Here is a 14,608-nt window from a genome sequence, read left to right on the forward strand (position 1 = left end):
CGCGCACCGGGGGGCGCGGTGATCCAGCCCCGCATTCTTGCAACCACCCAGGAAAGTCACATGGATTTCACACTGCCTCAGGCCGTCGCCGACAAACTGGCCGAACTCGACGCTTTCATCGAGGCCGAGATCAAGCCGCTGGAACGCGAGAACATCAGGTTTTTCGACCATCGCCGCGAATATTACCGCACCGATTGGGAAAACGACGGCGCGCCAAGCAAGGAATGGCGCGCATTGCTGTCGGAAATGGAGCGCCGGGCCGACAAGGCCGGGCATCTACGGCTGTGCCTGCCGGAAAGTTGCGGCGGCAAGGCCGCCGGCAACCTGATGAACGCGGCGATCCGCGAATACCTGGCCGCCAAGGGTTTGGGGCTGCACAACGACCTTCAGGACGAGAACTCGATCGTCGGCAACTTTCCCATCGTGCCCGCCATCGCCGAATACGGAACCGAGGCGCAAAAGGTCTATATCGAGGGCATCATCACCGGCGAGCGTCACCTCAGCTTTGCGCTGACCGAGCCGCGGCACGGCTCGGATGCGACCTGGCTGGAAACCAGGGCGGTCCGGGACGGCGACCACTGGATCATCAACGGCCGCAAGCGCTGGAACAGCCAGGTCGGCCGCGCCGAGGCGAACCTGGTCTTTGCCCGCACCAGCGGAAAGGACGGCGAGGCGCGCGGCATCACCGCCTTCATCGTGCCGACCGACACCCCCGGCCACCGGATCGTGATGAACCACTGGACCTTCAACATGCCCACCGACCATTCCGAGGTCGAGCTGAAGGATGTCCGCGTGCCCGATAGCGCCATCCTGCACAAGGAGGGCGAGGGGCTGCGGATCGCCATGATGTTCATCCATGAAAACCGCATCCGCCAGGCGGCCGGCAGCGTAGGCGCCGCGCGCTATTGCATTCGCGAGGCGGTGCAATACGCCAAGGACCGGGTGCTGTTCGGCGAATCCCTGGCTTCGCGCCAAGCGATCCAGTTCCCGCTGGCGGAACTGCACGCCGAATGCGAGGTCGTGCGCAACTATGTCTTCCGCACCGCCTGGAAGATGGACCGGCAGGATCCCGCCACCATGTCGGACGAGGTGTCGATCTGCAACTACATGGCCAACAACCTGGTCTGCCGGGCGGCGGATTTCGCCATGCAGGTGCATGGCGGCATCGGCTATTCCCGCCACATGCCGTTCGAACACATCTATCGCCACCACCGGCGCTACAAAATCACCGAAGGGTCCGAGGAGGTGCAGAAGCGCCGTATCGCGCAGAAGCTTTTCGGCTTCGGGGGCAGGGGGGCGGCATGAGCGCGCCCTCTGCAACCCATGCGCCCGGCCTCGATTTCGACATCGAGGCGCTGCGCGGCTTTCTGAACGGCTTTCTGGGACGGGCGGTTCGCGACCTCATGGTCGTGCCGACCTCGGGCGGGATGTCGAACCCGACCTATTTCGTCACCGCCGACAATTGGCGGGCGGTGCTGCGCAAGCAGCCGGGGATGAAGCTTGCAAAGTCGGCCCATGCCATCGACCGCGAGTTTCGGGTGATGGGGGCGCTGCAGGCCAGCGCCGTGCCGGTCCCGCAACTCCATCACTACGAAGAGGACGCGAGCTTGCTGGGCACGCCCTTCTACCTGATGGAGTGGCTCGACGGGCGCATCTTCACCCAATATTCCCTGCCCGGCCTTGCGCCGGAACAGCGGGGCGCGATCTACAGGTCCATGGCGGCGACGATGGCGTCGATCCACAGCCTTGATTTCCGGGCGGCCGGCCTGGGCGATTTCGGCCGGCCGGGCAACTATTTCGAACGCCAGATCAGCCGCTGGTCGCAACTGTGGCAGCAATACCGCAAGGGGGATGACGACAACCCCGACCTGGACCGGATGATCGCCTGGCTTGGCGGCCGCATCCCGGACAGCCAACTCTTGGCCTTGTGCCATGGCGATTGCCGGATCGGCAACCTGATGTTCCACCCGACCGAACCGCGCGTGATCGGCGTGCTCGACTGGGAGCTTTCGACGCTGGGCCATCCGCTCGTCGACGTGGCGTTCAACACCCAGGCCTGGAACATGGCCCCGGACGAGAACGGCGGCCTTCTGGGCATCGACCTGGCGGCCGAGGGGATTCCGGCCGAGGCGGATTACCTGGAATGCTATTATGCCGAGGCCGGGACGACCGAGCGGATGACCGATTTCCATCGCGTCTTCGCCATGTTCCGTGCCGCGGTCGGCAGCGCCGGTGTCGCCTGGCGCGGCGAGCAGGGCAACAGCACGCTGCCCGATTCCGCGCAGGTCGGCCGCCGACTGGCCGCCGCCTATGCCCGTCGCGGCATGGAGATCGCCGCCCGCAGCGGCCTGTAAGGGGAAAAGCCGGGATGATGACCATCGACGAAGCCGTGGCAGGGCGCCGTTCCGTGCGCGGCTACCTGCCCGACGAGGCGCCGCAGGACATCCTGCGCGAGGTGCTGGGGCTGGCCCAGCTTGCGCCCTCGAACTGCAATATCCAGCCGTGGATAACCCATGTCCTGTCGGGGCCAAGCCTGCGCAGCCTTGGCCGGAAGATGGTAGAGGCAGCCCAGGCCGGGATTCCGCCGGACCCGGATTTCGCCGCGGACCGCAAGTTCGAGGGCGTCTATCGCGCGCGCCAGATCGACGCTGCCATGCAGCTTTACGGAGCGATGGGGATCGACCGGCACGACCGGCCACGCCGGGACTGGGCCTATCGCCGCAATCTTGATTTCTTCGGCGCGCCGCATGCGGCGCTGATCTTTCTTCACCATGCGTTCGAGGAGCGCGAGGCGGTCGATCTGGGCATCTATGCGCAGACGCTGATGCTTTTGCTGACCTCGCGAGGGGTTTCCTCCTGCGCGCAGGGGGCGCTTGGCCTGTATCCGACCATCATCCGGGACCATCTCGGCTTGCCCGAGACGCAGCGGCTGATCTTCGGCATCTCCTTCGGCTACGAGGATCCGGCGGTGGATGCGAACCGGGCGCGCGTCGGGCGCGCCGGATTGGAGGACGCGGTCATTTTCCATCGCGACCCAGCCTCGGGATGAGCGGGCAAGCGACCGGCAAGACGGGCTTCGACACCGGGTTCAGCTAACCCCACCTGACGATGCGGGGCCGGGGCGAACGGCCCGGTTGCGAATGCGGGCCGAAGCAGATCAAGGCTCGGGGCCGTTGCTCCGTCCATGTACCGGGCGAGCTTGCGAAACGGGACGACCTGATGCGACTGTTCGACAGATGGCCATGGCGGTTTTCGGCCGGGTCGACATCCTGGCCCGCGACATCCTGCCTTGCCAGATCACCGTGCTGGACAGGAAGGGGCGGTGCGCGGCCGTGGGCGTCAACCTGACCGGCGTTCTGCCGCTGCCGGACGGTCTGCTGGCAGTCCATGACCTGTCCTGGGCGGCGGTGGCGGTCGTTGTCGCGCATCCTGGACGTCAAGTTTGGTCCGCATAGCGGCGGTTACCACATCAAAAGGAGAAGCGAATGACGGGACGGCTGGAAGGATGTGTGGCGCTGGTGACGGGTGCCTCGAGCGGAATTGGCGAGGCGACGGCGGTCGAACTTGCCGCGCAGGGGGCCAAGGTCGTCCTGGTCGCGCGGCGGGCCGAAAGGCTGGTCGAGGTGGCCGGCAGGATCGCCGCGGCGGGCGGTGATGCCGGGGTGCTGGCCGCCGACATTGCCCGGCGGGGGGTGCCGGCGCAACTCGTGGCGGATGTGGTTGCGGCCGAGGGGCGGCTCGACATCCTCGTCAATGCCGCCGGCGTCATGCTCAACGGCGATTCCATCGAACGGCCGCTGTCGGAATGGGAGCAGATGGTCGACCTGAACCTGATGGCGCTGCTGGCGACCACCAAGGCGGCGCTGCCGCATCTGGTCGAGGCGGCCAAGGACCGGCGGGGCGTGGCCGATGTGGTGAACGTCAGTTCCATTGCCGGCAGGATCGCGGCGGGCACGGTGGGGGTCTACAATGCCACGAAGTTCGGTGTCACTGCCTTCAGCGAGGCGTTGCGGCAGGAGTTCGCCCGGCGCAATGTCCGCGTCTCCGTGGTCGAGCCTGGGGCCGTGCGCACCGAACTGTTCGACCATCAGGCCCCGGTCGCACAGGCGCGGCTGTCGCGGGTTCTCGCGGAAGTGGAGCAACTGCACCCCGAGGATCTTGCCGAGACCATCGTCCATATCGTCACCCGGCCCCGCCGCGTCGCATTGGCCGAGGTCGTGATCCGGCCCACCGACCATATCTGACCGCGGCGCGGCGACCCGCGCCGTCACCTGGAGCCGATCCGGCAAAAAAACCCCCTCACCACCGCGACGGACCCGAACCCGCACCGGCTTGAAAGGGCGTTCTGCAACCGGATGGAAAGGTTCCTGTCGTCCCAGGGCCAAGGCTGCGTCCAGATTGCGACAGACCGGGGCAAGATTGCCGGATCGCATCAATAAGAAGGGCGAGTCCCGAAAGACCCGCCCCCCGATCCGCGCAGGACAAGAGGGACTACCCCGCGGGCCGGTTCAGTTGGGCGTGGAAGAAGTCCAGCATCTCCTGCGGATCTTCCATCCCCGCGGCCTTGGCCTTTTCCAGCCATTCCGCGGTCAGCGGCGCTACTCTTTCCTTCATCCGGGCCAGTTCCGCGTCGCCCATGCGATGGATCGTCATGCCCTTGGCCTGCATCGCGGCGATGGCGGCCTCGGTTTCCTTGCGGTGCAGGTCGCCCGACATCCTGGCGACCGCCGCGCCGGAAACCTGGCGGATCGCCTGCTGGTCGGCCTCGGAAATCCTTGCCCAGGCATCGGGGTTGACCGAAACCAGCACCGTGGTCGAGCCGAGGCTGCCGGGCACGAAGGTCATCGTGTCCAGCACATCGTCGAGCTTGAAGCCGAGCAGCGCATCGGGCGGCGTCGTCGCGCCGTCGATCACGCCGCCGGAGGCCAGCTCATAGACCTCGGACACCGGCTTGTTGATCGGCGTGCCGCCCAGAAGCTCGATGATCCGGGTAAGCGAGGGGCTGGAGGTGCGGATCTTGGCGCCCTTCCAGTTGTCCGCCGCCGACAGGTCGCGTCCGGTGGTGAAGACGTGGAACACCCCGGTCTGGAACAAGGCCAGCGGCACGACATCGGGGAATACGTCCTTGTCGGCAAGGAACCTCTCGTAGGTGGCCCAGACGGCGGGTGATGTGCGGGATTCGTCGTCGCTGGCAAAGGGCAGTTCCATCGCCTCGACCTGCGGGAAACGGCCGGGCGCATAGCTCAGCACCATCAGCGACATGTCTGCCATCCCGTCGGCCACCACGTCATATTGCGAGGCGACGCTGCCCACCACCTTGGGGCTTTTCTGGATCTTGACCCGGCCCTGGGTCGCCTGCTCGATGGCGGCGATCCAGGGCTCCATCAGCTCGACGTCCAGCGCATAGCCCGCGGGCAGCCAGTTGGAATAGCGCAAGGTGACTTCTTGCGCCTGGACCGCCGCGGCGCCGGCCGCCAGCATGAGCCCGGCCAGAAGCCCGGCACGATTGAAAAACGACATTCTAAACTCCCTGTTTGTTGCCGCCGCCGGGGCAGATGAAGGGTCTGGCCCAGCGGGGGCAGACTGGCCGGTGGATCAGATCTTGCGCTCATGCCCCATCCAGTAGGGATCGCGCAGCACGTTCTTCATGACGGTGTTCTTGGGCGCCAGCGGCAGCGGTTCGCTGCGGAACTCGACCGACTTGGGGCATTTGTAGCCCCCGATCAGCGTGCGGCAGTGCGCGATCAGTTCCTCTTCGGTCGCGGTCGCGCCGGGCTTCAGGACCACGATGGCATGAACCTGTTCCCCCCATTCCTGGGACGGGATGCCGATCACCGCCGCCTCATGCACGGCGGAATGTTGGAACAGGGCGCGCTCGACCTCGATCGAATAGACGTTCTCGCCGCCGGTGACGATCATGTCCTTCACCCGGTCCGCGACATAGAGATAGCCGTCCTCGTCCAGATAGCCGGCATCGCCGGAATGCATCCAGCCGTCGCGCAGAACCTCGGCGGTCTGGTCCGGCTTGCCCAGGTATCCCATCATCAGGTAGTCCGAGCGCATGGCGATCTCGCCCAGCTGGCGGGGTGGCAGGGTCTTGCCGTCGGGCGAGACGATCCTGACCTCCACCCCCGGTCCAGGCTGGCCGCAAGAGCGGATGCGTTCGGCCTTGGGTCCGCTGAACACATGGTCGCGCCAGCGCAGCATGGTGGCAAAGCCGCCGGTCTCGGTCATGCCGTAGATCTGATAGAACCGCAGGTGCGGCAGTTTGGCCGCGGCGGCGGCCATCAGCGCCTCGGGCATGGGCGAGCCGCCATAGACGCAGGTTCGCAGGTTCGACAGGTCGTATTTGTCGAAATCGGGATGGCTGATAAGCATGTTGACGATCGTGGGCACCATCACCGCATTGCTGACCTTGTGGTCGTGGATGGCCTGCATCATCGCCAGCGGCTCGAACTTGGGCAGCACGACATGGGTGCCCCCGGCCATGGTGATGTAATGCACCGGGCTTGCGCCCGAGAAATGGAAGAACCCGCCGACATAGGCAAAGCTCAGATCCTCGACATCGGGGATCATGGCCAGCCAGGCGGTCGCGGCATGGCCGAGCGCCGCATGGCTCAGCGCCACGCCCTTGGGCTGGCCCGTGGTCCCGCCGGTATAGAACACGGCATAAAGATCCTCGCCCTTGCGGTCGGCATCCTCCATCCCGTCATGGCTGGCGATCAGTTCCTCATAGGACAGCATGCCCTCGGGCGTGGGGGCGTCGCCGATGTGGATCACGGCCCTGAGGCCGGGGAACGCCTCGCGCAGTTGCCGGCCCTGTTCGGCAAAGGCGTCGTCGACGCAGAGGATCACGGCATTGCAGTCCTGCAACGCATAAAGGTTCTCATGCGCCGACCAGCGCACGTTCATCGGCGCAAAGCATCCGCCCGCCCAAGGGACGGCATAGAACAGCTCCAGATACCTGTCCGAGTTCATGGCAAGCACGGCGACGAAGCCGCCGTCTTCCACGCCCAGCCGGTGCAGCGCCGCCGCCATGCGTGGAACCCGGTCGCCGACCTCATGCCAGCGGCGCTTGCGTGTCCCGCAAACCGTGGCGATGCCTTGCGCATTGCGGTGAACCGCCTGTTTCAGCAGCAGCGTTCCCTGCATGTCGTTCTCCTCCCTCTCTCGCCGACGATTCGCTCATGGACGGTCCGTGCCCCAGCCCTCGGCGGTGTCGGCAGGCCTGCCGATACCGCTTTCCTCTCTTTTGTCCCAAGAAGCGCCTTGCGGTTCTCGTGCCGTCGGACCGATCGTTTCGCCGGGTTGCCAGATTTGTTTTGCAATATTACTGTATGAAAGCGAATTTAAAACGCAAGCGCGCATTTCACCGATGAAGGGGTGGCGTGATCAGGAAATTTTCGCGCGACGCCGGCAGGCGATAGCTGTCGCGCCTGAAAGGGAGGAGACCACCATGACCGGACCCTTGTCCGATCTGCGGATCGTCGAGTTTTCGGGTCAGGGGCCGGGGCCGTTCGCCGGCGGGCTGCTGGCAGACTTCGGCGCCGATGTCATCCGCATCGACCGGCCGGCAGAGCCGCTGCTGCCGCCGAAATACGACTTCTACAACCGCAACAAGCGGTCGATCGCGCTGAACCTCAAATCACCGGCCGGGCGAGAGGCCGCGCTGGCGCTGGTTGCCGCCGCCGATGTGGTGATCGAGGGGTTCCGGCCGGGCGTGATGGACAAGCTGGGCCTTGGCCATGACGCTTGCGCCACCGTCAACCCGCGCATCGTCTACGGGTCGATGACCGGCTGGGGGCAAAGCGGTCCCATGGCGATGGAGGCGGGGCACGACATCAACTATCTCGCGCTGACCGGAGCGCTGGACGCCATAGGCTATCCCGACCGACCGCCAGCGCCCCCGTTGAATCTGGTCGCCGATCTGGGCGGGGGCGGGATGTATCTTGCCTTCGGTATCCTGGCCGCAGTCCATGAGGCCCGGCGCTCTGGCCAGGGGCAGAGGGTGGATGCGGCGATGATCGACGGCGTGTCGCATCTGATGTCTGCCTTCATGGCCTTCACCCAGCAGGGCACATGGACGGACCAGCGGGCGGACAATATCGTGGATGGCGGCTCTCCCGACTATGGCTGCTACGAGACGGCGGACGGCAAGCATGTCGCCGTGGGCGCGATCGAGCCGCAGTTCTATGCCGCGCTTCTGGAGGTGCTGGGCCTGGAGGCCGCGGATGTTCCCGACCGGGCGGACCGGGCGAACTGGCTCGCGCTGAGACAGCTTTTCGCCGAGCGGTTCCGGCAAAAGACCCGTGCCGAATGGGAGGCCGCCATGGCGGGGCGCGACGCCTGTTTCTCTCCGGTGCTGAGCATCGCTGAGGCTTGGGCGCACCCGCAGATGCAGGCGCGCGGGGTCCATGCACGATTCGACGGGTTGGTGCATCCCGCCCCCGCGCCCCGGCTGTCGCGCACTCCGGGCAGCCTGCGCCGCCCCACGCCCGCGCCTGGGGAAAACAGCCGCGAAATCTGCGCCGACTGGGGCCTGCCGCAGGCGCTTTGCGAGCGGCTGGAAAGCCAGGCGGCGATGCTCCAGGCCGAGCCCGCCGGAGCCTGAGCCATGGCGATCATTCCGCAACGGGCGCTGGCGGTCGACATCCCCGAACTGGTGCAGGCCTATTCCGAACGGGACACGATCCTCTATGCCCTCGGCATCGGCATCGGGCATGACACCACCGACCTGGGACAGGTCGGCTTCGTCTATGAAAAGGGGCTGAAGGTGGTCCCCACCATGGCGGTCGTCCTGGGCGAAACCATGGGCTGGGTCCATGATCCCGGACTGGGCATGGATGTGGTCCAGTCCCTTCATGGCGAGGAGCGGGTGATCCTGCACCGTCCGCTGGCGCCCGAGGGTCGCGTGGCCGGGCAGACCCAGGTCATTGGCCTGGCCGACAAGGGCGCGGGGCGCGGCGCTCTGGTCCACAGCCGCAAGGAGCTTCGCGATGCCGGAACTGGCGCCCTGATCGCCACTACGCTGCGAACCGCCTTCGCCCGCGCGGATGGCGGCTTCGGCGGCGTGCATGGCGAAACTCCCGCCCCCTTGCCGCCGGTGCCGGGCCGCGCACCCGATCTGACCTGCGAATTGCCGACCGTGCCGCAGGCTGCGCTGATCTATCGCCTGAGCGGCGACCGCATCCCGCTGCATGCCGATCCGGCCGTGGCGCGGGCGGCGGGGTTCGACCGGCCGATCCTGCACGGGCTCTGCAGCCTCGGGATCGCCTGCCACGCCATCCTGCGACTGGTCTGCGACTACGACCCCGTCCGGATCGCCGAGATAGGCTGCCGGTTCAGCGCCCCGGTCTTCCCCGGCGAAACCCTGCGCGTCGAATTGTGGCGCGACGGGCGGGCGGTCCATTTTCGCGCGCTGGTGGCGGAACGGGGCGTGGTTGCCGTGACCAATGGCCATGCGGTGCTGCGGATGCACGGAGGATGGAATGACTAAGCCCTTGCTTGGCAAGACCGCCATCGTCACCGGCTCCGCGCGCGGCATCGGGCGCGCCTATGCGCTGCGGCTGGCGCTGCTGGGGGCCGATGTGGTGGTGGCCGACCTCAACATGCAAGGCGCGGCCCGCATCGGCGAGCAGCTGACCGCCGAAACCGTCATGGCCGAGGTCGAGGTGCTGGGTTCCCGCGCGCTGGGGGTCGAGGGCGATTTGCGGGACTCCAGGACCGTCGAGCGGCTGTTCCGGGAAACGGTCCATGCTTTCGGCGGCGTGGATATTCTGGTCAACAACGCCGGCGCCGCCGTCTATCGCGACAGCGGCCCGTTGCCCAGTCAGACCACGCAGGAGGGATTCGACTTCCTGATCGACGTGAACCTGCGATCCTGCGTGATGTGCTGTCAGGCCGCCGTGCCGATCATGGCGGCGAAGGGGGCGGGGGTGATCGTCAACATCTCGTCCCAGACCGCGCTGGAGCCGCTGAAGGGTGGGGCGATGGCCGTCTATGGTGCCGCAAAATCGGCGGTAAACACCTATACCCGCAACCTGGCCGCCGAGTTGGGGCCGAAAGGCATCCGGGTCAACGCCATCGCTCCAGGGATCACGCTGACCGCACGGCTGCAGAAGCTGGATCCCGAAAACGGCGTGGGCACCCCCGAGCAGCTGGAAGCGATCGCGCTGCGCCGCTTTGCCACGCCCAAGGACATGGCGAATGTGTTGGAGTTTCTGGTCACCGACCTGTCCGGCTATGTTACCGGACAGGTGATCTCGGTCTGCGGCGGGGCGGTGCTGACGCCCGGCTAGGGCCGCGCCTCCCGGACGAAGGCCGCGACCTTGCCCCGCTGGCAAAGCTCGGTGACGGTGCCATGGCCGCCGCCCTTGGTGATCCAGCCGCGCCGCAGCGGCAGGTTCGGGATTGGCGGCTGATCATGGGCTTTGAGGCCACGCGTGCGGTATTCCGCGATGGCGGCGTCCAGATCCCGACCTCCCGCGCCACCACCACGTCGCCCGGCTGCAGTTCCGCCTTGCCCAAGGCTTCGACCAGTTCGATGATCCGCCCGGCGGTGTTGTCGAAGAACGCAAGCCACAGCCACAGCCCCAATTCCGGGATGCGCCGGATGATCGGCTCGCCCAGACCCGGCGTCCTGCCATGGAATTCCAGCGCGGGTCCATAGCGCCCGCGATGCCGATATGGTCCAGGATCGGCTTCATTTTCCTTGCTTCAATTTGATATGAATATTTATTGTAAACTAGCTGATAATATAAAACCAAGTCTGGCAACGGACGGACGGGGAAAGATGAACGATCCGATCAACCGGCAGCGGACTCATGCAGGGTCGCTGGAGGGCGCGTCGTGTCCAGGCCGAGACGCCGCAGTCCGGCCCGGCGCCAGGCAGGGCGGTGTCGTCACGGGCTCGGCCGAGCAGGGCGGGGGCGTGCCGGTCCCCACATCGCCTCTGGCCTTAGTCTTGTTGGCGACGGGGAACTTTGTCGTCGGTACCAGCGGTTTCATCGTCGTCAGCATTCTGCCCGCGATCACCGCCGGGCTGGGCATCAGCCTGGCTCAAGGGGCGCTGCTGTTCACCATCTATGCAGGAGCCTATGCCATAGGCTCGCCGCTGCTGATCTCCTTGACAGGGGGGATCGGGCGCCGGCTGCTACTGCTTGCAGCTTTGGCGATGGTGGTGGTCTCGGCCCTGGTCTGCGCCTTCACCCGCTCGTTCGAGGTGATGCTGGCGGCGCGGGCTGCCGCCGCCTTTGGCGGCGGGCTTTACACGCCGGTCGCTGCCTCTGTCGTATTCGCCACCGTGCCCGAGCCGCGGCGTGGTCGGGCGCTGGGTCTTGTCTTCGCCGGGCTTCAGCTGTCGCAGGCGGTCGGACTGCCGTTGGGCGTGGTCATCGCGCATCAGCTGAGTTGGCCTGCCGCCTTCCTGACCGTGGCCGGGCTGGGTGCGCTGTCGGCGGCCGGATTGTGGTGGACGCTGCCCCGCCGGGTCGTCGTTCCGGTCACTTCGCTGGGTACGTTGCTGGATGCGGGACGCGACCTCAAGGCGCTGGCGGCAGTGACGATCATGGCGCTGCATGCCTGCGCCCTGATCCTCTGCTATGGGCTGATCGCGCCGCTGGTCATGCGGCATGGCGGCAATGTCGGCCTGACGGTCGGGGCCTTCGGCGTCGGTGGGGTGGTTGCCGGGTTGATGATGGGCCTCGTCACCCAGAGGCTTGGCGCGGTGCGGGCGCGGATGATCGCGCTTGGCTCGCAGGTGGCGATCCTGCCGGTGCTGTCGCTGCCGCTGGTCGGCATCGCGCCGCTGCCGGGATCGCTGCTGATCGTGCAGGCGCTGCTGTGGCATCTGTTGGCAGGCGGCATGATGATCCCGCAGCAGATCCTGCTGATGCAGCGCAATCCCGAGCGGGGGGCGGTCGTGCTGGGCCTGAATGCGACGATGAATTATCTGGGCTTTGCACTGGGTTCGGGGCTGGGCGGCGTCGTGGTGGCCGGGCTGGGCTATGACTGGCTGGGCGTGGCGGGCGGCGCGGTGGCGGGGCTGGCAGTGTTCGTTTCGGTCCACAGCGAGCGGCTTTACCACCGCGCGGGACTGGGCCTGTGATCCTGCGGCAGCCAGGGCCTGCGGGGCCGGGGGAAATAATCGTTGCGTCGTAATCCCGGCAATATAGTATATAAGCGCACGATATGCTTCAGCCCGTTCCGGGAGAAATGTCAACAGGCCGGCCTTTGGCCCGCCGCAGCACCAGCGAGATGCGAATGCCTTACAATTCCGTGTATGCACCAGGTCTGTTCAAGGACCAGACCATCATCGTCACCGGCGGCGGCAGCGGCATCGGGCGCTGCACCGCGCACGAACTGGCCCATTTGGGCGCGCAGGTCGTGATCGTCGGTCGGAACCCCGAAAAGCTTGAAACCGTTCGGCAAGAGATCACCGAGGACGGCGGCAAGGTTCACGCCGCGACCTGTGACATCCGCGACGAGACGCAGGTCATCGCCGTGATCGATCAGACCCTGGAGCGTTTCGGTGCCATCAACGCGCTGGTCAACAACGCCGGCGGGCAATACCGCGCCGAACTCAAGACGATCTCGACCAAAGGATTCGAGGCGGTGGTCCGCAACAACCTGACCGGCGGCTTCATCTTCATGCGGGAAATCTACAACCGCTGGATGGAGGCCGACGGCGGCGCCATCGTCAACGTCATCGCCGACATCTGGAACGGCTGGCCCGAGATGGGGCATTCCGGCGCCTCGCGCGGTGGCATGTGGACGCTGACCGAAACTGCGGCCTGTGAATGGGCGCATTCCGGCGTGCGCGTGAATGCGGTGGCTCCGGGGGGAATCGCGTCCTCGGGTTTTGACCAATATGCCCCCGAGATCACCGAGCGGATCCTGGCCTATCCGGCGCAGGTGCCGCTGCCGCGCTATGGCACCGAATCGGAAATCTCGGCTGCGATCACCTATCTGCTGTCGCCCGCGGCCGCCTATGTGACCGGCAGCTGCCTGCGCGTCGACGGCGGCGCGCCGAACCGCAGGCAGACCTGGACCCAGAACTATCCGGCAACGAATATACCGGAATACAACGGCTTCCACCGTGCCGTGCAGCCGCAGATACTCAAGAACCGGACCTGAACCGCGCGTGCGGCAACAAGGACAAAGGCCCTCGCTCGTGCCGGGCCTTTGCTTTCGGCCGGGATTCCACCGGCTTCGGCGGCCAGCCGCACGATCACCTGCACGCCAAGGGCAGGGAGTGGGCCGGGTCGCCGTCTTCATGGTCCAAGGGAGGGAAATATGGCATTCATATCCAGAAATCTGCTGTCGGGCATTCTGCTGACGGTCATGGCTGCGGCGCCGCTGGGGGCACGGGCCCAGGCGGAATCGATAACCTTGCGCTATTCGCAATGGCTGCCCGCGACCTATCCGCTGCATGCCGAGATCATCGCGCCCTGGTTCGAGGAGATCGCGCGCGTGACCGAGGGCAGGGTGATCATTGTCCCGACGCCGAAAGTCGTCGGTGCCGTGGCGGGGCAATATGACGTGCTGGCGGACGGGCTTGCCGATGTGGCGCTGGTGGTGCCCGGCTATACGCCGGGACGGTTCCCGCTGTCCGAGGGGCTGGAGCTTCCGTTCCTGGGCGACGATCCGCGCGTCTCGATGCCGGTCAGCTACCGCACCTATGAAACCTATCTGGAGCCGACGGGGCTGTTCAAGGAGATCGTGCCCCTGGCCGTGTTCATCGGCAATCCGGCCCATATCGCGCTGCGCTCGGGCGAGGTGGCGGCCTTGTCCGACCTGGCAGGGAAAAAGCTGCGCAGCCCGCAGCAGGCGGCCTCGGCCTCGATCGACCTGCTGGAGGCGGTGCCGGTGTCGAAACCGATGTCCGAGGTCTACGAACTCGCCTCCAGCGGCGCGATCGACGGCGGCATCATTCCTCCCGACACGCTGCTGAGCTTCAAGCTGGCGGGCACGATGAAGGAATATGTGCTGGTGCCGGGCGGGGTGGTGAACACCGTCAATATGCTGGCCTTCAGCCACGAGGCCTGGGACCGCATCTCGCCGCAGGACCAGGCGGCGATCCGCAAGGTTTCGGGGTTGGCCCTGGTCACGAAAATGGGCGAGGTCTATGCGCAATCGCTTTCCGATGCGCTGACGGCCATGCCGGGCGAGGGCGTGCGGGTGCAAACGCCGCCGGAAGGCTTTGTCGCCGCCCTGAAAGAGCGGCTGGAGCCGATCCGAACCAACTGGTTCGAGGTGGCGCGGACATCCGGGCTTGAAAACCCCGAGGCGATGATCCGGTTCTTCGAAACCGAATACGCGGCCGGAAAGGCGGCACAGTAGGCCGGAAGGCGCGATCCAGGACGACTTCAGGCGATGCCCAGGCCATCGAGCTTGCCTGGGCATCCCACCGGCTAGGCGACCACCGAATAGCGTTTCAGCTCGGCCGCAGGCAGAGACTGCACGGCCAGCGCAAGAAGGGTTCACGCTGGAGATCGATCATGGTCGGCACCACGTCCTAGGCGTAAACGCCGTCGCCCTCGGTGCCGAACAGTCCGATGGTGCGCGGGATTTGATCTGCCCGCGTCGCGAAATGCGGCTTGTGGCCCCC

General features: G+C 66.3%; 14 protein-coding genes. 12 read left to right on the forward strand and 2 right to left on the reverse strand.

Annotated features, from left to right (window positions below; all coding sequences use genetic code 11):
• Positions 1-60: 60 nt before the first annotated feature.
• The 5 genes from KF941_RS26805 (at position 61) to KF941_RS26825 (ending at position 4,244) form a co-directional block, all read left to right on the forward strand.
• The gene (locus KF941_RS26805) at positions 61-1,305 is read left to right on the forward strand and encodes an acyl-CoA dehydrogenase family protein (RefSeq protein WP_214275110.1); all 1,245 of its coding nucleotides are present in this window, start codon (positions 61-63) and stop codon (positions 1,303-1,305) included.
• The gene (locus KF941_RS26810; protein WP_214275111.1) at positions 1,302-2,354 is read left to right on the forward strand and encodes a phosphotransferase family protein; all 1,053 of its coding nucleotides are present in this window, start codon (positions 1,302-1,304) and stop codon (positions 2,352-2,354) included. The genes KF941_RS26805 and KF941_RS26810 overlap by 4 nt, the downstream gene beginning before the upstream one ends.
• Before the next feature lie 14 nt (positions 2,355-2,368).
• Complete coding sequence (locus KF941_RS26815; RefSeq protein ID WP_214275112.1) at positions 2,369-3,049, forward strand: nitroreductase; 681 nt, start codon at positions 2,369-2,371, stop codon at positions 3,047-3,049.
• A 187-nt stretch (positions 3,050-3,236) separates the two neighbouring features.
• Positions 3,237-3,455, forward strand: coding sequence for a hypothetical protein (locus KF941_RS26820; RefSeq protein ID WP_214275113.1), 219 nt, complete (start codon positions 3,237-3,239; stop codon positions 3,453-3,455).
• A gap of 30 nt (positions 3,456-3,485) precedes the next feature.
• Positions 3,486-4,244: an SDR family NAD(P)-dependent oxidoreductase gene (locus KF941_RS26825; RefSeq protein ID WP_214275114.1), complete on the forward strand. Its 759-nt coding sequence runs from the start codon at positions 3,486-3,488 to the stop codon at positions 4,242-4,244.
• Positions 4,245-4,491: 247 nt separating this feature from the next.
• Here the strand turns inward: KF941_RS26825 and KF941_RS26830 are convergent, their stop codons facing one another.
• A complete protein-coding gene (locus KF941_RS26830) occupies positions 4,492-5,520 on the reverse strand; it encodes a TRAP transporter substrate-binding protein (RefSeq protein ID WP_214275115.1) in 1,029 nt (342 codons plus the stop codon).
• A 75-nt stretch (positions 5,521-5,595) separates the two neighbouring features.
• On the reverse strand, positions 5,596-7,152 hold the full coding sequence (locus KF941_RS26835) for an AMP-binding protein (RefSeq protein ID WP_214275116.1): 1,557 nt from the start codon (positions 7,150-7,152) through the stop codon (positions 5,596-5,598).
• 304 nt (positions 7,153-7,456) lie between these two features.
• Here KF941_RS26835 and KF941_RS26840 point away from each other — a divergent pair, with 304 nt between their 5' ends.
• From KF941_RS26840 to KF941_RS26870, 7 genes are all read left to right on the forward strand, one after another.
• On the forward strand, positions 7,457-8,611 hold the full coding sequence (locus tag KF941_RS26840) for a CaiB/BaiF CoA-transferase family protein (RefSeq protein ID WP_214275117.1): 1,155 nt from the start codon (positions 7,457-7,459) through the stop codon (positions 8,609-8,611).
• A 3-nt stretch (positions 8,612-8,614) separates the two neighbouring features.
• On the forward strand, positions 8,615-9,496 hold the full coding sequence (locus tag KF941_RS26845) for a MaoC/PaaZ C-terminal domain-containing protein (RefSeq protein ID WP_214275118.1): 882 nt from the start codon (positions 8,615-8,617) through the stop codon (positions 9,494-9,496).
• Positions 9,489-10,298 carry an SDR family oxidoreductase gene (locus KF941_RS26850; protein WP_214275119.1) on the forward strand — a complete coding sequence of 270 codons (810 nt, stop codon included), beginning with the start codon at positions 9,489-9,491 and terminating at the stop codon, positions 10,296-10,298. Before KF941_RS26845 ends, KF941_RS26850 begins: the two co-directional genes overlap by 8 nt.
• 62 nt (positions 10,299-10,360) lie before the next feature.
• Positions 10,361-10,669: a hypothetical protein gene (locus KF941_RS26855; protein WP_214275120.1), complete on the forward strand. Its 309-nt coding sequence runs from the start codon at positions 10,361-10,363 to the stop codon at positions 10,667-10,669.
• A 297-nt stretch (positions 10,670-10,966) separates the two neighbouring features.
• Positions 10,967-12,106: an MFS transporter gene (locus KF941_RS26860; protein ID WP_214275121.1), complete on the forward strand. Its 1,140-nt coding sequence runs from the start codon at positions 10,967-10,969 to the stop codon at positions 12,104-12,106.
• Between the two features lie 155 nt (positions 12,107-12,261).
• Positions 12,262-13,134 (forward strand): SDR family NAD(P)-dependent oxidoreductase, encoded by an 873-nt coding sequence (locus tag KF941_RS26865; protein WP_214275122.1) that lies wholly within the window; start codon positions 12,262-12,264, stop codon positions 13,132-13,134.
• Between the two features lie 159 nt (positions 13,135-13,293).
• Entirely contained in the window at positions 13,294-14,340 is a 1,047-nt protein-coding gene (locus KF941_RS26870; RefSeq protein WP_214275123.1) for a hypothetical protein, read from the forward strand.
• Positions 14,341-14,608: the final 268 nt, after the last annotated feature.

It is taken from the genome of Paracoccus sp. pheM1 (genome assembly GCF_018499825.1).
Classification (GTDB): domain Bacteria; phylum Pseudomonadota; class Alphaproteobacteria; order Rhodobacterales; family Rhodobacteraceae; genus Paracoccus; species Paracoccus versutus.